This is a genomic window from Mesoplasma syrphidae, from assembly GCF_002843565.1.
GTDB lineage: Bacteria > Bacillota_I > Bacilli_A > Mycoplasmatales > Mycoplasmataceae > Tullyiplasma > Tullyiplasma syrphidae.
This window is the reverse complement of sequence record NZ_CP025257.1, coordinates 605,597-625,711: the sequence shown is the minus strand read 5'-3', so window position 1 is coordinate 625,711 and position 20,115 is coordinate 605,597. Positions and strand designations below refer to the sequence as shown.

The window sequence follows — 20,115 nt, the reverse complement described above, 5'->3', positions numbered from 1 at the left end:
TTATGCGTTTCTTATTAGGATTACAGTTCTTCGCCTCTAAAAAAGGAGTAGGATCAACTAAAAACGGTAGAGATTCAGAATCAAAACGTTTAGGAGCTAAAAAAGCTGACGGTCAATTCGCTAATGCTGGATCAATTATCTTTAGACAAAGAGGTACAAAAATTCACCCTGGACAAAATGTTGGACGTGGTGGAGATGATACATTATTTGCGTTAGTTTCAGGTATCGTTAAATACGAAAAATTTGGAAAAAACCGCACAAGAGCAATTGTAATTGCTCAAGAGGCTAAATAGTTTTAAAAAACTGGCAATTTGCCAGTTTTTTATTTTAAAGTCTTTAAAAAATTTATGACGCCATCAAGTTCGCAAGTATCAGTAATTGCATAAGCAAGTTCTTTTAACTCATCAATTGCATTGCCGACAGCAATTGAATACTTATGATTTCTAAATACTGGTAAATCATTTTTCTGGTCTCCAAAAAACAAAACATTATCTAATGTAATATTTTCATTATGCTCAGCGTTGATTAATTCAATCAGCTTCAAAATTCCCGTAAACTTATCATGTCCAGGAACAATTAAATCAGCCCCAGTTTCAATTCATGACATTGCTTGAAAATTATTTTCACCAATTTCAAGAGATATTTCACTAATCAAGTTATTAAATTCTTGAATATTCTGATTATTTGATCGAAAAACAATTTTTGGTGATGTTAAAGTTTTTAAAACCTCTTTTGTCAATAGACAATAATTATTAGCATCGTTCAAGCCATTTCGACGATGATTTGAAATATCAACATCCCTTTGATGAGAATAGTAAATTGTTTTCAAACCTGAATCAGTGAGGTTGAAGTGAACATTAGCCTTTTCTAAAATCTTCACAGTTTTTATAACAATATCGTTATCAAAAAATCCTTCAACAAAAGCCTCTTGAGTCACAAAATTATAAATAACTGTTCCACTGTTGCCTAAAAAATATTTGGTATACTGATTAGGTTCGGGACTAATTGAATCAATAACTCATTGTACCATGAAGGGCAAATTCCCTGTGTTTAAAACAAAATAAATTTTTTCACTTGCTAACTTGGATAAATATTGCTGAGTGTTTAAGCTTAGCGATTTACTATTTAATGGCAAAATTGCTCCATCCAAGTCAGTTACTATTAATTTTATGTGGCTGTTGTTTATTTTCATAGAAACCTTCTTTAAGTTTAATTATAGAATATAAAAAAACCTATAATGCCTTTTTGAAAAATATTTGAATTAAAATATATGATATATTACAACTAAAGGTAAAAGGTATGACTATGGAAAACTTTGTTATTATAATTGGAATTTTTTTAACTGCATTTATTGCTTTAGCAATTGGAACAGTTATTTTAATGAAAAAAAACAAGATTCGCTCGATTGAAAAACAAGATTTGACCGCAGAAATTAACTATTTTGAGAACAATAAAAAAATATGATTGTTTAATACAAAAACGACCGTTATGATTGATACTTATAAATTTAGCGAAGTTTTTGATCAGTTTCCTTTTTTAAGTGACTTTCAGGAAAGTAAAGCTATGATGCTTAAAAAACGTGGAGCTTCGTCTACTAAAATTGACAAAGTTGTTGATGATCTATTAACTCATCAGTCTGTAATTTTAAGACAATTTCAAAAAAGCTCAAGCAAACTTTTAAAAGGATTTGATAAGACAAAATTGAAATATAATTATCAAAATGCCAACTACTTATTGAAATTCTATAATATCTTTTTGAACTGCTACAAAGAACAAATAGTCAAAAATTTTGTAAATAAAATTATGGTCGTAGAATTAAATGAGGTTTTTAAAAATATTAGCATTAGCTATGATAAGCAAGAAATTATTGACAAAAATCTAATTCGTATTGAAAAAGTTTTAAATGAGGCTGTTGATACTATTCTTAAAAAACTGTATGAAGACCTTTCTATTACTGAAGAACAATTTGTTTATACAAAAGATTCAGATGAGCCTATCAATAATAACAGTAGTGCAGAAACTTATGGTAAAAACTTTGATCAATTTGAGTTAGCTTATCAAGTACTGGGAACTACTAGTGATATTGATGATGTAGAACTTAAAAAAGCTTATCGTAAATTGGCAATGAAATATCACCCTGATAAAAATTCTGATGCAGAGGCTAATGAGTTTATGAGTAAAATTAATCAAGCCTATGAGCTAATTTTAAAAATTCGAAACTTAAAATAATTTTTTAAGTTATTTTAATAATAATTTAATCCAAGTATATAGTATATTTAATAAAATAAATAAGGAGAAATATATGATAATTGATAATAAAAAATTGCTAGAAGTGTACTTTCCAGAAGCTTATGAACAAACAAAAAAAATATTGCAAATACCATCTTTTAAAACTGAAGCATTACCAAATGCTCCATTTGGAAAAGGAACAAAAGATGTTCTAGACTACACAATAAAACTTGCCAAAGAATTGGGATTTGATGCGCATCAAGATAAAGAAAATCGTTATGGGTTTTTAGATTATGGTAATGGAGAAAAATTATTTGTAATATTATGTCATTTAGATGTAGTCCCTCCAGGAAATATGAGTGAATGAGTGACTGATCCATTTAAGCCAATTGAACAAGACGGAAAGTTAATTGGTCGTGGTTCTTTTGACGATAAGGGTCCAACAATGATGAATCTTTATGCTCTGAAATATTTAAAAGATCATGGTTTTAAATCTGAGAAATATAAAATTAGAATGATTTTTGGATTGACAGAAGAAACAACATGAGAAAGTATTCGTGCTTATATTGAAGATTATGGAATTGCTGATGCTGGTTATGTTCCTGATGGTGAATTTCCAGTAGTTTATGCTGAAAAGTGAATTGTAGATGCCGACATTGTTTCAACACATCCAGCTGAATTTGAAATTAAAGGTGGTTCTGCTTATAATGTTATTTGTGATTTAGTAACTTATAAGGGGCCAAAAATTAATGAAATTCAAAATTACTTGTCTAACCAAAATATTCGTACTTCCTTGAATGGATATCATGAATTAGTAGTTCAAGGGGCAGCTGGTCATGGAAGCTTACCATGAGTTGGAGTTAATGCAGCGACTTGATTAGCAAAAGCCATGTTTGAAGTAGGAATTAATCATCCGACAACAGATTTTTTAGCAAAAGAAGTTCATACCAATTACAATGCGACTCGAATCTTTCAAGGAATTAGTGATGAAACTGGTGATTTAACTCAAAATTTGGGAATCATTGAAATAAAAAATGGAAAACAGCGCTTGGCTTTTAATTATCGTGTTCCAGTATTCACTAAACCGAAAGAAAAATTTATTCCGCAATTAACTAAGTTCTTAAAGGAAAACTATAATTTGGGAATAGAAATTATCGGAATTGAAGATAGCGTTTATGTGCCAAAAGATTCTGATTTGATTAAAAAACTAATGAAGGTTTATCAAGAAGTAACGGGAGACATGGTTTCACAACCGTTAGCTATTGGTGGTGGAACTTATGCTAAATCAATGCCAAATATTGTTGCTTTTGGAGCTGAATTTGATATTGAAAAATCAACAATGCATGCTTATAATGAATATGTGAAAATTGATGATTTGAAAAAAATGTTAGAAATTTATACAAAAGCAATTACATTATTAACAGAATAGATTTAAAAAGCGGTTGCCCGCTTTTTATTTGTTTAATTCAATAGCGAAGACATATCCAAAACATTCATAAATATTATTAAAACTATTTTGTATTTGGACTTTTTTTGTTAAACTTATTAAGTTGATATATGTTTAGAAAATGTATTCAATCACAAATAAGAATTCAATAGCCTAGTGCCTCAATTTATTAATCAAAGAGGTGGTATATTGTTCGAATTATTTGGAAGTATAACGAATAAAGAAAAGGAGACCATCATTATGGCAAAAGAATTAACTAGAGAAGAATTATGAGAAGCGGGAGTTCAATACGGACATCAAACTAAACGTTGAAATCCTAAAATGGCACCATATATTTATGGAACAAAAAATAAAAATCATATTATTGATTTGCAAAAAACTATGGCTCAGCTAGAAGAAGCAAGAAACTTGATTACTGCAATTGGACAAAAAGGAGATAAAGTTTTATTTGTCGGAACTAAACGTTCAGCAAAAAATGCTGTTAAAGAAGCGGCATTAAGATCAGGAAACTTTTTTGTAAACCAAAGATGATTAGGGGGAACTCTAACAAACTTGAAAACAATTTTAGTAAGAATTAAGGCGTTATGAAAAATTGAAGAAGAAGAAAAAAATGGTAAATTGGCTTTAAGAACTAAAAAAGAGCAAATTTTAATTTTGAAAGAAAAAGCTAAATTAGAAAAAACTCTAGGTGGAATTAAACAAATGAACAAGTTGCCTGCAGCATTGATTGTAGTTGACCCAAAAACAGATGAAATTGCTGTTAAAGAGGCAAGAAAATTAGGAATTCCAGTAATTGCTTTATGTGATACAAACGTTGATCCTGATATGGTTGATTTAGTGATTCCAGCAAATGATGATTTGCAAGAATCAGTTAATATATTAATTAATCATTTGGTTGATGTTTATGCTGATGCAGCAGGAATCAAAATGGCACCTTCAGTTTTAAAAACTGTAGCACCAAAAAAAGAATATAACACTGAAAACAGAAATACATCATGAGCTTCAAAAAATGCAGCTCCAAAAACAAGTTCAGTAACAGAAAATAAATAGATACAAAAATATAAGAGGAGGAAAAAATATGGCAGTAGATGCAAAATTAATTAAAGAGCTGCGTGAAATTACTCAAGCAGGAATGATGGATTGTAAAAAAGCTTTGGAGGCTTCAAATAATAATGTTGATGATGCAATCGTTTGATTAAGAGAAAATGGTTTAGCGAAAGCAGCTAAAAAATCAGATCGTATTGCAGCTGAGGGAGTTACATTGGCAAAACAAAATGATGCAGCAGCAGTTATTATTGAAGTTAACTCTGAAACTGATTTTGTTGCTCAAAATGCAGCATTCTTAGCGATTATTGATGAGGTGGCTACTTCATTATTAACATCAAAAACAACAAATTTGGAAGAAGGTTTAGAAGTTAAAACTTCAACTGGAGAAACAATTAAAGAAGTGTTGGTAAACGCAACAGCAACAATTGGAGAAAAAATTGAACTAAGAAGATTTGTATTAATTCAAAAAACTTCTGATACGACTATTTCCTTATATAATCATGCAAACAAAAGAGTATCTGTATTATTGGAATTTGCTGGAAATATTGATTCAGCTGATGCATACAATGTTTCAATGCACGTTGCAGCAATGGCACCAAAATATAAAACAATGAGTGAAATTCCTGCAGATTTTAAGGAATCAGAAATGCATATTATTAAAGAAAATGCAAAAGAAGATCCTAAATTGCAGGGAAAACCAGCAAATATTATTGAAAATATTTTGAACGGAAAATTATCAAAACGTTTGGCAGAAATTTCGTTGGAAGATCAAGCATTTGTAGTTGATGAAAGTTTTAAAGTTGGGCAATTTATTAGTTCTAAAAAAGTATCTTTAAAAGAAATGGTTAGATTTGAAGTTGGAGAAGGAATCGAAAAAGTTGTTACTGATTTCGCAAGCGAAGTAGCAGCTCAAGTAGCAGGTAACTAATTATGATTCAATTCTTATCTAATACATGAGTTAATGGAAGTAACCAGCTAGGAAAAGATGGACAAGTAAACACACAAATTTTAATTTTGGGAGTAATTGTTCTAGTAGTATCATTAATTTTGAGTTTAACATTTAGCAAATATTTATATGATTTTAAAAAAAATGATTCGAAGCATAAAATTTATGGTATCAACTTTATAATTATATTTGCTGTATTAAATGCTATTGCAATTTTTTCTGGCATTTTGGGAATGATTTTATTTTCAAATGCAAAGTCAATTTTTGGAGCAAATTCAAATATCGACAATGGAGCTAATGTGGCTTTTGCAGTAATTGTAACAATTTTAGCAATTGGATTTGCAGTAATTATTGGTTCATCTGTTTTATTGTGATTTGGAATTTATAAATTTGGAATTGCTTTGGATAAAGAAAAGGTTTTGTTTATTGGAGAAAAAATATTGTATTCAAAGATTACAAAAATTATTGATGACAAGGGAAAAATTTATATTAATTATTTACAAGGAATAAGAACAAACAAACGTTTCAAACTTTCAAAAAGTTCAGTTATGGGACAATGATTTATTCAAAATGTTTTAGTTACAGGTCATTCAATTGAAAAAATGAATGCGGATGAATATTTTAAGAATATGAATGTATTGGCAAAAAAAGAATTAGAAGAAAAACAAAGTCAAAAAGCTAAGGAAAAAAAATAATATCTCATAGGGTATTATTTTTTTATTTTTTATTCATATATTGGAGTTTTGTATATTAAATTAGTATAATAAATTAGATAGTGTTTAGAAATTAGGGGTATGTAATGAATTTAAAGTATAAAACGGCGCTTTTAAAACTTAGTGGAGAAGCTTTAAAAGGGGAAAGCGAAATTTATGACAAAAATTCTCTGGAAACAGTTGCTAAACAAATTGTAAAACTGGCACAGGAAGGTGCAAGATTGGGAATTGTCATTGGTGGAGGAAATATTTGACGAGGAAACTTGGGAGCAAATATTAACATGCCCCAAATTAATGCGGACTATATGGGAATGCTAGCAACTGTTATGAATGGTTTGGCATTAGAGTCAACTATTAAGCAGTTGGGCTATGATAAAGTATCTGTTTATTCATCGTTGCCAATTAAGACAGTTACTGAAGATTATAATTTTAAAACTGCACGTACAAAAATGAGTGAAGGTTATATTGCAATTTTTGTTGGTGGAACAGGTTTTTCTTATTTCACAACTGATACTAGTGCAACAATTCGAGCAATTGAAATTGATGCTGATGTAATTTTGATGGCTAAAAATGGTGTTGCTGGAGTATATGATAAAGATCCCAAAGCGCATTCTGACGCAAAATTTTTTTCACATTTAACCCATGAAGAGTTGGCTCAAAAACAATTACGAGTAATGGATTTAACAGCAGCAACATTAGCTCGTGATGCTAACTTAAAAATTGAAGTATTTGACATGCAAGGTGAAGATAATATTATTAAAGTTATGCATGGGGAATTAGTTTCAACTATAATTGAATAAAAAATAAAAAGAAGAGGTAATGACTATGGATGAAATACTATTAATTGCTGAAGATAGCATGCAAAATACGATTTTGGCATGAAAAGACTATATGACTAAAATTAGAACGGGAAGAGCCAGCGTAGCGATGATAGATAAAGTAATGGTTAACTTTTATGGAACGCCAACACCAATTATTCAAACATCACAAATTTCAGTTCCTGAACCACAACAATTATTAATCAAGCCATATGACCGATCACAAATACCTGAGGTATTAAATGGAATTAATAAAGCAGATTTGGGTGTTAATCCAATTGCTGATGCTGAGGTTATTCGCATTAATATTCCAGCATTAACTGAAGAAATTCGTAGAGACTTAGTTAAAAAAATGACTAAGGAGTTGGAAACTTTTAAAGTAAGAATTAGAAATGCTCGTCGCGATGGCATTGATGCAGCTAAAAAAAATAAGGAAATTTCTGAGGATCTTGTTAAGGGAATGGAAAAAGACATTCAAGTATTAACAGATAAATATATTAAACAGCTTGATGATCTTGCAAAAACAAAAGAAAAAGAATTAATGACAATATAAAAAAGAATGGAGTCTAAAAACTTATGAAGTATCAGATTGGAGATAAAATTATTTTTAATGATGAAGATCTAACAATTACTAAATTGGGAGAATTTTATCATGAAAATAATGTTAATAACACTGACCAATTTTTGTTAACAACTAATTCTGAAGGAAATCAAGTTATTGTTTATATCAAAGACTTGGAAGAACAAGATAAGGAATATTTTGCTGAAATTACCGACATTTTAGTAGAATCAGAAAAAGTTTCTATTAGAGTTGAAAAAGATATTGAAAAAGCTAAAGTAACTTTTATTCCTCAGCCAAATGCATATGCTAATGCACACGAATATGAAGGATTCTTAGCGGTTTCAGCACTTCAAAAAAATAAAGTATATCAAGTTAATAAAACTAGAAGAATTAAGCAAACTTTGGCAGTTAGAAATAGTTCCAAAGTATTGCCTATGCTAGTAAAAGAAACAAAAGAAGTTGTTGCTCAATCAGTACTTCCAAGAATTGGACAAGTTACTTCTAATACCAAATACGTATTAGAATTTAATCAAACAACTAATATTTGGAATAGTAAAAAAGTTGATTTGGAAACATTTGAATCACTTCAGGTAACTGAAAATGAATATAAAGAAAAAAATGCAAAAAATATTGTTATAAATAGTAAATGTGGAAACATGAAAATTAGCTACAAAGAAAAATGACGCAAAGCTCCTATATGCAAATATCATTCAGAAAATTTTGAACCAAAATCTGGTCTTGCAACTATTAAAATGAAGCGAGCAAAGGCTACGCTATCAATTCGACAAAGCGAGAGAAATTTTTATGATGAAAAAACTAAAACTGTTGTTTTAGAGCCAAAAAATAGCAAGGAACAATCTCAGTTTATGTTATTGGCGAAGTTTATTAAAACTAAGCAACAATTTGCACATATGTTAGCTATTTTGGCGATTTCATTAGTACTATTGTTTGCAGCTTATATTGCATTAAAAGTCGGAAACTACATGCTAGCAAATGGTCAATTTAACTGAGAATTCATTTTTGGAGTTGATGGCATATTTTTAATAAAATTGGCACAGGAAAGTTCTTGAAATGAATGATTTGATTTTAGTTTAAATATTTTATTGATAATAATTTTGGCAGGACTTACTGTTTATATTTTTATTGAAGCAACAAGAATTTCATGAGAAGCACAAAGACAAGCAGAATTGATTAATAATTTAAACAAAATAGTAAATTATTAGATCATATGGGAAATAAACATTGGGTAACCAATGTTTTTATATTAAAATAAAGATAAACATATTAAGTATGTCGGGGGTAAAAATGAAAAATATTATAAATATTTTTAAAGAGGATTTAGAAAAAATTGTACTGGAATTGGTAATTGATGTAGAGCCAACTGTTGAAATTAACAAGACAGGAATTCAAAGTGATTTTTCAACAACTCTTGCTTTAATGGGAGCTAAAAAAATAGGGAAAAATCCAAAAGAGTTGGCCGAACTAATTAAAGAAAAATTGTTGGCTGTGAACAATTACGATGAAGTCGAAGTTGCTGGGCCTGGCTTTATTAATGTAAAAATGAAAAAAAAATTATTAAGCTCTGTAATACAGAAAATTTCAGCAGAAAAAAGTACCTACGGTGTTCAACCTCGACGCAACCAGATTATTAATATTGAATACGTTTCAGCTAATCCAACTGGATTTTTACATGTTGGTCATGCTCGCAATGCTGTCAATGGATCAGTTTTAGAAGAAATTTTTAAAGCAGATGGATATGAAGTTCAAACCGAATATTATGTAAATGACGCTGGAAATCAAATTAATATTTTGGCAGTTACTGTTTTTGTTCATTATCTAAATTTATTAGGAATCAATGCTGTTAAACCAGAAAACTCATATGGTGGAGATATGTATGATGAAGTTGCTGGATATTTAATAGATGAATTTGGAGATAAGTTTAAAACTGTGACTTTTTCAGATGCAATGATTAATAATCAAGAAGTCCATCAAATTTTTAGAAAGAAATCAGTTGATCATTTTTCATATCTTATTAAGCAACAACTTAAGGACTTTGGAGTAGTAATCGAACATTGATCAAGTGAACAAGCAATGTACGATGAAAAGGAAATTGATAAAATGCTAGAATTATATCAAGGTTTGGGAGCTACGTATAAAAAAGACAATGCCCTATGATTACGTACTACTGATTTTGGTGATGACAAAGATCGTGTCTTAGTTAAATCAGATGGAACTTATACTTACATTGTTCCTGATTTAGCTACTCATCATATTAGAATTCAAAGAACAAAAGCTGATAAGCTGATCAACGTATGAGGTGGAGATCACCATGGTTACATTCAACGTATGCGTGCAGGGTTAGCTTTATTAGGACATGACCCCAAAATTTTAGAAATTGAAATGGTTCAGATGGTGCGTTTAATTAAAGATGGTGCAGAATATAAAATGTCAAAACGTAAGGGGACTGCTGTTTGACTAGTTGATATTCAAGAAATGGTAGGAAAAGATGGACTGCGCTATATGTTAGCTTCAAAAGCATCGAGCTCACATATGGATTTGGACTTGGATTTAATTCAACAAAAAAATGCATCAAATCCAATTTATTATGCTCAGTATGCAACAGCGCGTTGCAACTCAATTTTGAAGCAGGCAAGAGAAAAAGAAATTACAGTAAATATTGAGAATTCAGAATTGCTGTCAACTCCAAAAGAAGCTGAACTAATAGTTACTTTGGATAATTTTGGAGAGGTTATTAAATCTGCTTCAAAAAATCGAGCTCCGCAAATAATTTGTGAATATATTCAATCTATAGCAAAACAATTTCATTCTTATTATTCAGATACTAAAATTATTGATGAAAATAATATTTTATTATCAAGCGTTCGTTTAGGTTTGGTAGCTGCTGTTTTGCAAGTATTAACTAATGCTTTTAACTTAATTGGAATTGAAGTATTAGAAAAAATGTAAATAACGAAAGGAAAACCTATGCCTAAAAATTGAGACTTATTTATCTTAAATCCAATTCTTATAATCCTAAGCTTTGTGACAATTTGGTTTATTTGAAAAAAAGAAAATGAATCAAAAAAATGATTATATTTTTTTATTGAGACTATTTTAATATGAACTGTTAATGGTTTTCTAGTAAAAATGGGCGTTTTAAGACTGGGAATTACTAATTCTTATTCTAGTCCAGCTGCAATTACATTATCTCTTTTTGGAGTTTCATCTATTTTTACCATTTTATTGAAACCATTAGCGACTTGGCTTACAGGAATTATTAAGCATCGCCGCTATTGAATTTGGGGATCAATGCTAAGTAGTTTTATCGCACTAATTTTATTTTTGGTTTCCAGCAATAATTTAAAGAATGCTTCTGCATTGCTAATATTTGGTTCAATAATGCTAGGAATATCATTGGCTGCTCAATCACTATATTTCTTATATATGAACGAGCAAAAATATTATAGAATTTTTCCAATTAAGGCAACTTTTAGAGCAGCATTCTTAATAGTTATTGGAACATTTTTTGGAACATACATTTTTAATTTAGCAAATGTTTTTCAGGGTTTAGCATTAGGAAATAATGATACAGCTAGTTATTGATGAGCTGGAAGCATATGTATAATATTTTTAATATTAGCTTTTGGTTTAAGTTTTATGAATAAGGAAAAAACAGTTTTTGTAAAAAGTTTTGACTTTGATGTGAAAGAAAAATTGGAGCCATATAGTACTAAGGTTTTGGTTCTTTTAATGTTCACAACATTATTTTTGGGATTAATTTATGGACTAATTCAATCACCGATATTTGAATTTTATATTGTTGCTAAGGCGCGAGCCGAAGGAGCAAGTTCAGCAGCATCATTAAGTTTTGTAAGAAAGTATCGTGACTTTTTTATTATCGGGCAATTGATGTTGGGATACTTACTATATTTTAAGTTGATTAAAAAAATTGGGTATCGTCAAAGCATTATTGGACTATTAGTAATCTTAGCTGTTTTGGCTTTCTTAATGACTTTAATACGCAGCCACTACTTTTTGATTTTTGTATCTTTTGCGACGGGACTAATTTTTTTTGAGTTATTTTATATTTGATTTGGATTAGCAATAATGTGAAATTATCGAACAGAAAAAATCCCCGTAACAGGACTTGTAGGTGCAACAACAGTTTTAGGAGCGTTTATTCCAAATTTTATTTTAAGTATTTGTCAAATTTCTGGAGTAGGCTTTTTTCAGACTTATAATAGTTTAGAGTTTTTAGCCAGCATTGAAGATGTCTCAGATATTTTAATCATTTTAACAAGAGCAGTTATTTTAATTTCTTCAATTATTTTTGCCCTAATTCTAGGCTATTTAACATTTTTAACTTTCACAATAAATCGAATATTAGTTGAGTACATAAATGTTGAAGAAATTCATTCAAAACTTGTGAGTATTGAAAAAAGAAATATTGCCAATAAAATTAAAACAAGAATGTCAATTAACTAAAAGGAGCCAATATGTTCAAAATAGAATTTCAAAAAAAACTTGGCAGTTTTGCCAATATTGCAACAACTGAAATTAATGACAAAGTGGGAAGAGATTTTTTAAAGTTTCTGATTATTTCTGAAAATTTAAAAATTTCAAATGAGCTATTTGAAAAAATGATTTTAAGTATGAAGATTGTAGCCGCATATAATAATCATCAATTTGTTAGACAATCAGATTTATTTGCTATTTTAGAATTGCAACAAAATGAAATTGCAAATTTAAATGAAATCTTTGAAAAAGCTTTAAAAGCGACAATGTTTAGAGAGTTATATATTTATTTGGAGGCAAACATTAAATTTAAGGAACAAGCAGCAAACGACTTTGAAAATGACATAATCACTTTAAATCAAATTAAAGAAGCACAAATTTTATCAAAATGGACTTCAAATAAAATTGAAGAACTAGAGAGTACAATAGAATTAGTAACTCAAGGTGAACAGCTGACTAATACTTTAACTGGCGAATGAGCAAGCGAGTTTTACCGAAACTGCATCAAGGAAATTACAACTATGATGAGATGACATTTAGTTGGATTTGAAATAATCAAAAATTTTAATAAAAAGTAAGTTTTTAGATTATTTTTTGAGTATATTTATATAATATAAGGAGAATGAAAATATGAATATTATTAAAAGAGCATTATCAACATTACTAAACGGATTTTTAGCTGGAATAACTTTTGGTATTTTACCTTTGGTTTTATGACTAGTAGATAAGCCACTAGTTGGACAAATGTTATTAAATACCCCTGATACAAAAGGTCAGACAAATAGACTTGTTTATGGATTAATTTGAATTTTATTATGTTTAACATTAGTAGGATTTATTGTTGCTGCTGTTTGATGTGTTTTAGGTAAGGAACCTTTGGCATTGCAAATTACTAACATTATTGTCAAATAATTTTTTAAACTAATTTAGTGCCCTTTATGGGTGCTTTTTATTTTATAATTATTAATGATTGCAAAAACTTGCGAAAGGAAAATATGGATAAAGAGCAACTAAAAATAAATATTCAAAAGCTAAAAAAAGTAGCGACATATTTAAAGCAAGCTGATAAGATTGATGATAAAATTGCAGAAATTGTCCAAGTAATGATCAAAATTATTGATCAAACTATTATTTATGATAATTCACTAATTTTTGTAATGAATGCTCATTTAAAAAAAACTAGTAGAGTTTTAGAACTTGATATTAATAGAGTTAAAGATGAAACTTTTGGCATTAAGCAAATACACGAGACCTTATTTTTAATTAAAACCATAATTGCAATATTACTGACTAAATTTAATATTTTTGATTTCTATATTTACTCTGAAATTAAGGCATCGCTTTTTTTCTATATCAATTTAAGTTTGAAAGAGAAATTTTATGACTCGCGCAATGTTTTTTTTACAATTAATGAACCTGAATATCATTTACAAAATCAGATTTTTAAAACGCTTTATTCAACTTTTGATAAACTAACATATATTAATCATTATTTAGTTCAAAGATATGATTTAAAAAAAATTAATGATGACGTTAACTACCGCTTTATTAATGACTTTGTAAAGTTGTCAATTCCCTTATTTAAAAATAAAGCAGCTGAATTGCGCTTTATAGATTATATTCGCAAACTATATAAATCATCTGCTTTTCACTACATTCGCAAGCTTAGAAATAATTTGGAACATTCATTTACAAATCCTGAATCTCAGTACAACATTGCCATGGAAATTGAATTAGTTTTTATCTTGGCTGCAAGAACACTTTTCGAAATTATTTCAGATTTTAAAACAGATGACAAAATATATAGCTTAATAAATAAAAAAGTTACCAAGTAGAGGTTCTTATATCATTTTTTAAGTTAAAATTAAATTATGAAAAAAAGAGGTGAATGTCGTGAGACGTTGAGAAGAAGTTAATATTGGAGAATTTAGTGGGCCATTAGATATTTTATTAGCAATGGTTAAAGACAAAAAAATTAATATTGTTGATGTTAATTTAATTGAACTGTCAAATCAGTATATTGAGTATATTAATTTGCAACAGCAACTAGATATTGAAATTGCAAGCGAATATTTAGTAATGGCGGCTCAATTGATTGAGTTAAAATCAAAAATGCTGTTGCCAAAAGAAAATGATTTTAATGATCAAGAAGATTATTCATATGAAGAATTTTTAGAGCAATTGACTCAATATGAGCAAATTCGAAGTGTCACAGATTTTTTTGCCAATAAACAAGAAGAATATTTGCGTACATTTTCAAAATCAAAATCAAAAATAAGTTTTGTTTCTAAAATGAAGCAAAATGATGTGGAGTTAATGGTTGATCCTTTGGATATTGATATGGAGGCATTTGCAAAAATTTTTAAAAAAGTTATGACTGACTCAGAAATGAGAAACTACGATAGCTTTGAAATCTTTGAAGAAGAATATTCAACAATTACAACTGAAGTTATTTCACCTCAAGAAATTGCGGATATGATTTTAGAAAAAATGAAAAGTAATAAGCACAAGCAATGAGAGTTGGAAGAATTATTGGAAGCTAACGCATTTAATATTAAAAATTTAATTTCAACATTTTTGGCGGTCTTAGATTTAGTAAGACACCAAATTATTAAAGTTAATCAAAAAGATGATAAATTAGAAATTGCCTTTACAATTGCAGTTTTAGAAGATGAGTCTTTAATTAAAAGAATTGAGGTAGAGGGATATGAGTAACAATTTAAAAGCTATTATTGAAGGTCTTTTATTTATTTATGGAGATGATGGGATCGCTTTAATCGATTTACAAACAGTTTTAGAAAATCATAAGCCTTCAGAAATTAAACTAGCCGTTAGCGAACTTGAGGAAAAATATAAAAGTGACGATTCATCTGCCTTTTCTATACAAAGGTTTGGAACAAATAAGTTGAGATTGCAAACTAAAGAAGTATTATATGAATGATTTGCAAAATTAGAGGTTGCTAAAGAACAATCAAAATTATCTAAATCAAGTATCGAGGTATTATCAATTGTTGCGTACAAGGGACCAATTTCAAAAGTAGGAATTGATCATATTCGTGGAGCTGATTCCTCTTATCAAGTATATAAGTTAAAACAAAGAAATTTGATTAGAGTTACTGGAAAATCAGAAGACTTAGGTCGTTCAAATTTATACTCAATTACAGAAAATTTCTTTAAATTATTTAATTTATCAGGTGGCAAGGAAACGCTTCCGTTAATTGGTGGGGAAGAGCTGCAAGAAATCATTTCAGAAAATGTTGAAGCGTTAAAAGCAGCAGAGGCTGATGCAAGTACCAAAGCTTTTTTTAATGAAATTACAGATGATGATGATTTTGATGAACTTCAAGGTGACGAATAATGCCTAAACTAGAACGTTTACAAAAAATTATTGCAAATCGTGGAGCAGTTTCACGAAGAGCTGCCGAAAGATTGATTGAACAAGGACGTGTTAAAGTAAATGGTGAAGTAATTACTGAAATGGGATATAAAGCATCGATAGATGTAGTTATTGAAATTAACGGACAAGAAATTGTTAGTGATAATCAAAAATACTATTTCTTATTTAATAAACCTAGATTAGTATTGACAACAATGGATGATCCTAAAGGCCGTCGCACAGTTGCAGAGTATTTTGAAGATATTCCCGCTAGAGTTTATCCAGTAGGACGTTTAGATTACGATGTTTCAGGATTGTTAATTATGACAAATGATGGGGATTTTGCCAATTTTGTCATGCACCCCCGTTATGAGTTTTTTAAAACTTACCAAGCAATGTGTCATGGAAGTGTTACTAAGTATCAAATCAATAAACTTTTAAAGGGAGTGACGATTGATGAGGATTATTTTACAAAAGCAATAGATGCTAAAATGGCAAATTATAATAAAGAAAAAAATATTTCAATTGTAGAAATAACAATTGCTGAAGGGCGCAAACATCATGTTAAAAAGATGTTGGCGGCAGCTGAAATTGATTTAGCAAAATTAATGAGAACTAAAATTGAGTTTTTAGAGATTGATGATTTACAAGTTGGAGAATTCCGTGAGTTGAAGGCTCATGAGGTTAAGCAATTTTACGGAATTTATAATGCCACAAAACGTAAAGACGATTTATAATAAAAAATAACAAGGAGATAAAAAAATGAGAATAGCAATTTTTGGAACAGTGGGTGCAGGTAAATCATCAGTATCGGAAGAAATTAGCAAGAGATTGAATCACGAAATTTTTCCTGAGCCTATTGAAGAAAATCCATATTTTGATGACTATTACAAAGATTTAAAAGCGACAGTATTTAAAATGCAAATTTATATGCTTGCTGCAAGATCAAAGCAATTAAAGCAGGCACATCAATTAAAAGATATTATTTTTGATAGAACAATTTTAGAAGATCCAATTTTTATGAAAGTTAATTATGATTTAGGTAATGTTAATGATATTGATTATAAAACTTATCAAGACTTTTATGAAAATGTTGTCTTAGAAAATTTAAAAATTCCAGATGAAAGAGTTAAATTTGATATTGTAATTTACCTTAAAGTATCAACAGATAAAGCCATTGAAAGAATTGCTAAGCGTGGACGTTCATCTGAATTAGATGTTGACAGACAATATTGAGAATTATTAAATAAGAACTATAATGAGTTTTATGATCAAAACGTTTATGATTTTCCTTTTTTTGTTGTTGACGCTGAGACAGACGATATGGAAGAAAAAATGGAAACAATCATAAATAAAATATATGAAATTGATCCTTCTTTAAAAAAATAATTACTTTAAGACCTATAATAAGGGTCTTTTTTATTTTATAATTAGAAAGAATTATTTGAACTTTGAAAGGATGATATATTATGGGAAGAGCCCACGAAGTTAGAGCTGCATCTATGGCAAAAACAGCAGCAAAAAAATCAGCAGTAAACGGGAGAGCTGCTAAAGAAATTTATATGGCTGCTAAAGCAGGAGGAACAGACCCAAATTCCAATCTTTCATTAAGAGCTGTTATTGATAAGGCAAAGTCAAATCAAGTTCCCAGTGATGTTATTCAGCGTGCTTTAAAACGTGCTGAAGGTGGAGATGCTGAATCGTATACTTCAAATCGTTATGAAGGAATGGGTCCAGGAAATATTGCTATCATTGTTGATTCATTAACAAGTAATGTTAATCGGGCTGCTGCAAATATCCGTGAAGTATTCAACAAAAATCATGGAAATCCTGAGGGAAAAGTTGCTTTTCTATTTCAGGATGCAGCCGTTTTTGCTTTCGAGGGATTTAGTCTAGAAGAAACTTTAGAAAACTTAATGATGAATGACATTGATGTAAACGATGTTGTTGAAGAAGATACTGCAGTTGTTGTTTATGCTCCATTTAAATCATTTAGCACCGTTAAACATTCATTGGATGAAATGGGAGTTAAAAATTATTTAGTTGCTGAAACTAAAATGATTCCAACAGATGATTATATTGAAATAAGTAACGAGGAAATTCAAAAACAGTTACAACTTTTATTAGATCGCTTAGATGAACTTGAAGACGTTCAAAATGTTTATCACAATGCCGCATTGTAAAATAAATAATTTTAATACCCATTATGGGTGTTTTTTTAATTTATAATGTAATAAAGGGAAGTGAATTTATGGGAGCTGTTTTTTATGCAAATATCGTGCTCTGAATAGTTGATACATTTGCGTTATTTTCAATACTATTTGTTTACTTAGTTACTACAAAAAGCTATAATAGCTATCAAGTTCCTAGAATTAGTACTTATAATGATGTTATAAAATCTTCTGATATTGAACGATTATTAATTGAATTTAAGACAATGTTTAATCTTGGGGACTATGACATTATTTATAGTGAAACTGACAAATATGTTAAGATTTTTAAAAATCTTAATAAAAGGAAAAAGAAAATTATTATCTCAAAAAAAATATTTGAATCTGTCGGATATGAGTTGGATTATTTAATAGCACGTATTTGATTATCTGCTAAGACAACTCAAAAAGATAACAAGGTATTAATTTACAAGCTGACAGTTATAATTTTTCCAGTGATTTTAGTTTGATCAATTTTGATTTTGTACATTTTACAAACCGGAGTTTTTTTCACTGGAATTAATTATCACGCAACATACACAAATGAAGCTGAAAAAAGTTGATTGATAAAAACAATTGTCTGATTATGAAAGACTAAATTTATTGGATTTCTGATGATCAGTTTTCTAACAATTTTGGTAGTTGATTTTTTAGTTGCCTATCGTTATAAAGAGATAATTGAAAATGAGTACAATAATGAAATTATTGGCTTAGTAAAAACGGTCATGGAAGATTTTTACAAAGATTTTATTGCTGCAAGAACTTATGCTCAGGATATTAAGTATCCTTTTGTACCAATATTGAAAACTGCTACTTTTTGAGAACAAAGCAAATGACTGGGCCCTTTTGTACATATGTAAAAAAAACGAACTAATTTAGTTCGTTTTTTAAGCTTGTCCTAAACCTTGTGCTTTTCATTCAGCCAAAATTGATTCACGTCCACCATCAATGGCCAGACGATCTTTATAAGCTTCAAATCTTTCAGTACACTCATGCAATTCTTCGATTGCTTCTTCTAAACTTCCTCAACCGTTAATTACAACTGATTTTTTTTGTAATGCTTTGTATTGTAGGAAAAAATTTTCAATTTCGTCTTTCAAATGTTGGGGTACAGATTCAAGTGACATATATTCTGCAAATCTTGGATCGTCGTTAAACACTCCAAAAAGTTTTGTGTCAATTTCACCAGCATCAATCATTTTAATTGATCCCAAAATTCTGACGCTTACTTGCACTCCTGGTAAAGTAGGGTAAGTACACAAAGAAATTACATCTAATGGATCTCCATCCCAATCTAGAGTATTTTCTACCATTCCATATTCACCTGGGTAAAAGTTAGCGCCATACAATACACGATCTAATTTAATTCTTCCAGTGATTCCATCGACTTCATATTTATTTGAAGAACCTTTTGGAATCTCAACAATCATATCAATAACATTATTTTTTGACATATTCTACCTCTTTCATTCAATTAATATTTTACAATAAAAAACAAGTATTTGATATAATCACATTATTACTATTACAGAAAGGAAGCGAGTATGAAAAATCTTCAAGATGAAAATATTAATATACCAATTTCTCAACATAAATTTTGAACACATAAAGCAGATTTTGCAGAAATAACTACTCGCACCTTTAAAATAAGAATTAAGGAATACTTTAATCTATCTACAAAAAAAATTAGCTATCTCGCATTACTTTTGGCACTAGAAATACTTATGTCAATTTTTTCTAAATTTGTTATGGGATTAGTTCCCATTTCCGGATTTTTCGTAATTGAAGTTTCATTTTTTGTAATTTTAATTGTGTTGTTAATGTCGAATTTATTTTATGCAATGATTATTTTACAAATTGGAGTCTGAATGCGTTTAATCCTAGGATCAGAACCAGTTGGATTAATAGCAATGGCAATAGTTGATGGAACATATTTGTTATTTTTTGCAATGTTCTTGTTTACAAGCAAATTTATAATTGCTCGTGTTTCTAATGATATTGGTTCAAATCAAAAAAAAGTTTTAATATTGACAATTTTTATAGGAATTTTTGTAGCCCTAATTACATCAGCGTTAGCGCTATTAATAAATTACTTATTTATTCTAGAGCTATATGGAATTGATCAAAGTATAAAAAAAACATTTTATCCAATTATTGTTTCGATGACATTTGTAAAATTTATAATAAATTTATTTTTATATCTCTCAATATATAAAATAGCTTTAACTTTAATAAAGATTCACAAAATTTAA

23 protein-coding genes are annotated in these 20,115 nt (G+C 29.1%); 21 read left to right on the top strand and 2 right to left on the bottom strand.

Features of this window, described 5'->3' with window-relative positions; translation table 4 throughout:
* Window positions 1-2 precede the first annotated feature (2 nt).
* Complete coding sequence (rpmA, locus tag CXP39_RS02685; RefSeq protein ID WP_026389671.1) at window positions 3-293, top strand: 50S ribosomal protein L27; 291 nt, start codon at window positions 3-5, stop codon at window positions 291-293.
* A 29-nt stretch (window positions 294-322) separates the two neighbouring features.
* On the opposite strand, the gene CXP39_RS02680 is transcribed toward rpmA, so the two are convergent.
* Entirely contained in the window at window positions 323-1,192 is an 870-nt protein-coding gene (locus CXP39_RS02680; protein ID WP_027047960.1) for an HAD-IIB family hydrolase, read from the bottom strand.
* 113 nt (window positions 1,193-1,305) lie between these two features.
* Here CXP39_RS02680 and CXP39_RS04020 point away from each other — a divergent pair, with 113 nt between their 5' ends.
* From CXP39_RS04020 to CXP39_RS02585, 19 genes are all read left to right on the top strand, one after another.
* Window positions 1,306-2,229 (top strand): J domain-containing protein, encoded by a 924-nt coding sequence (locus CXP39_RS04020; protein WP_211246770.1) that lies wholly within the window; start codon window positions 1,306-1,308, stop codon window positions 2,227-2,229.
* 73 nt (window positions 2,230-2,302) lie between these two features.
* Window positions 2,303-3,658: a Sapep family Mn(2+)-dependent dipeptidase gene (locus CXP39_RS02670; protein ID WP_027047962.1), complete on the top strand. Its 1,356-nt coding sequence runs from the start codon at window positions 2,303-2,305 to the stop codon at window positions 3,656-3,658.
* Window positions 3,659-3,916: 258 nt separating this feature from the next.
* Window positions 3,917-4,726 carry a 30S ribosomal protein S2 gene (gene rpsB, locus CXP39_RS02665; RefSeq protein ID WP_036256189.1) on the top strand — a complete coding sequence of 270 codons (810 nt, stop codon included), beginning with the start codon at window positions 3,917-3,919 and terminating at the stop codon, window positions 4,724-4,726.
* Window positions 4,727-4,754: 28 nt separating this feature from the next.
* Window positions 4,755-5,651 (top strand): translation elongation factor Ts, encoded by an 897-nt coding sequence (gene tsf / locus CXP39_RS02660; protein ID WP_027047964.1) that lies wholly within the window; start codon window positions 4,755-4,757, stop codon window positions 5,649-5,651.
* 2 nt (window positions 5,652-5,653) lie between these two features.
* A complete protein-coding gene (locus CXP39_RS02655) occupies window positions 5,654-6,364 on the top strand; it encodes a hypothetical protein (protein ID WP_027047965.1) in 711 nt (236 codons plus the stop codon).
* Between the two features lie 104 nt (window positions 6,365-6,468).
* Window positions 6,469-7,182 (top strand): UMP kinase, encoded by a 714-nt coding sequence (pyrH, locus tag CXP39_RS02650; RefSeq protein ID WP_027047966.1) that lies wholly within the window; start codon window positions 6,469-6,471, stop codon window positions 7,180-7,182.
* 25 nt (window positions 7,183-7,207) lie between these two features.
* On the top strand, window positions 7,208-7,753 hold the full coding sequence (gene frr, locus CXP39_RS02645) for a ribosome recycling factor (RefSeq protein ID WP_101305126.1): 546 nt from the start codon (window positions 7,208-7,210) through the stop codon (window positions 7,751-7,753).
* A 23-nt stretch (window positions 7,754-7,776) separates the two neighbouring features.
* Window positions 7,777-8,985, top strand: a complete 1,209-nt coding sequence (locus tag CXP39_RS02640) for a hypothetical protein (protein ID WP_027047968.1) — start codon at window positions 7,777-7,779, stop codon at window positions 8,983-8,985.
* An 82-nt stretch (window positions 8,986-9,067) separates the two neighbouring features.
* Complete coding sequence (argS, locus tag CXP39_RS02635; RefSeq protein ID WP_027047969.1) at window positions 9,068-10,729, top strand: arginine--tRNA ligase; 1,662 nt, start codon at window positions 9,068-9,070, stop codon at window positions 10,727-10,729.
* Window positions 10,730-10,747: 18 nt separating this feature from the next.
* Window positions 10,748-12,247, top strand: a complete 1,500-nt coding sequence (locus tag CXP39_RS02630; RefSeq protein ID WP_027047970.1) for an MFS cation transporter — start codon at window positions 10,748-10,750, stop codon at window positions 12,245-12,247.
* An 11-nt stretch (window positions 12,248-12,258) separates the two neighbouring features.
* Window positions 12,259-12,855, top strand: coding sequence for a hypothetical protein (locus CXP39_RS02625; protein ID WP_027047971.1), 597 nt, complete (start codon window positions 12,259-12,261; stop codon window positions 12,853-12,855).
* A 52-nt stretch (window positions 12,856-12,907) separates the two neighbouring features.
* A complete protein-coding gene (locus CXP39_RS02620) occupies window positions 12,908-13,189 on the top strand; it encodes a hypothetical protein (protein WP_027047972.1) in 282 nt (93 codons plus the stop codon).
* An 83-nt stretch (window positions 13,190-13,272) separates the two neighbouring features.
* Window positions 13,273-14,112: a hypothetical protein gene (locus tag CXP39_RS02615; RefSeq protein ID WP_027047973.1), complete on the top strand. Its 840-nt coding sequence runs from the start codon at window positions 13,273-13,275 to the stop codon at window positions 14,110-14,112.
* 58 nt (window positions 14,113-14,170) lie between these two features.
* Window positions 14,171-14,992 carry a segregation and condensation protein A gene (locus tag CXP39_RS02610; RefSeq protein ID WP_027047974.1) on the top strand — a complete coding sequence of 274 codons (822 nt, stop codon included), beginning with the start codon at window positions 14,171-14,173 and terminating at the stop codon, window positions 14,990-14,992.
* Window positions 14,985-15,635, top strand: a complete 651-nt coding sequence (gene scpB / locus CXP39_RS02605) for an SMC-Scp complex subunit ScpB (protein ID WP_027047975.1) — start codon at window positions 14,985-14,987, stop codon at window positions 15,633-15,635. The genes CXP39_RS02610 and scpB overlap by 8 nt, the downstream gene beginning before the upstream one ends.
* Window positions 15,635-16,390 (top strand): pseudouridine synthase, encoded by a 756-nt coding sequence (locus CXP39_RS02600; protein WP_027047976.1) that lies wholly within the window; start codon window positions 15,635-15,637, stop codon window positions 16,388-16,390. The genes scpB and CXP39_RS02600 overlap by 1 nt, the downstream gene beginning before the upstream one ends.
* A gap of 25 nt (window positions 16,391-16,415) precedes the next feature.
* A complete protein-coding gene (locus CXP39_RS02595; protein WP_027047977.1) occupies window positions 16,416-17,042 on the top strand; it encodes a deoxynucleoside kinase in 627 nt (208 codons plus the stop codon).
* Between the two features lie 80 nt (window positions 17,043-17,122).
* Window positions 17,123-17,836, top strand: a complete 714-nt coding sequence (locus CXP39_RS02590; protein WP_027047978.1) for a YebC/PmpR family DNA-binding transcriptional regulator — start codon at window positions 17,123-17,125, stop codon at window positions 17,834-17,836.
* 68 nt (window positions 17,837-17,904) lie between these two features.
* Window positions 17,905-18,723, top strand: coding sequence for a hypothetical protein (locus CXP39_RS02585; RefSeq protein ID WP_027047979.1), 819 nt, complete (start codon window positions 17,905-17,907; stop codon window positions 18,721-18,723).
* Window positions 18,724-18,750: 27 nt separating this feature from the next.
* On the opposite strand, the gene CXP39_RS02580 is transcribed toward CXP39_RS02585, so the two are convergent.
* Window positions 18,751-19,317 (bottom strand): inorganic diphosphatase, encoded by a 567-nt coding sequence (locus CXP39_RS02580; RefSeq protein ID WP_027047980.1) that lies wholly within the window; start codon window positions 19,315-19,317, stop codon window positions 18,751-18,753.
* 90 nt (window positions 19,318-19,407) lie between these two features.
* Between CXP39_RS02580 and CXP39_RS02575 the strand changes: the two genes are divergently transcribed.
* On the top strand, window positions 19,408-20,115 hold the full coding sequence (locus CXP39_RS02575) for an ECF transporter S component (protein WP_027047981.1): 708 nt from the start codon (window positions 19,408-19,410) through the stop codon (window positions 20,113-20,115).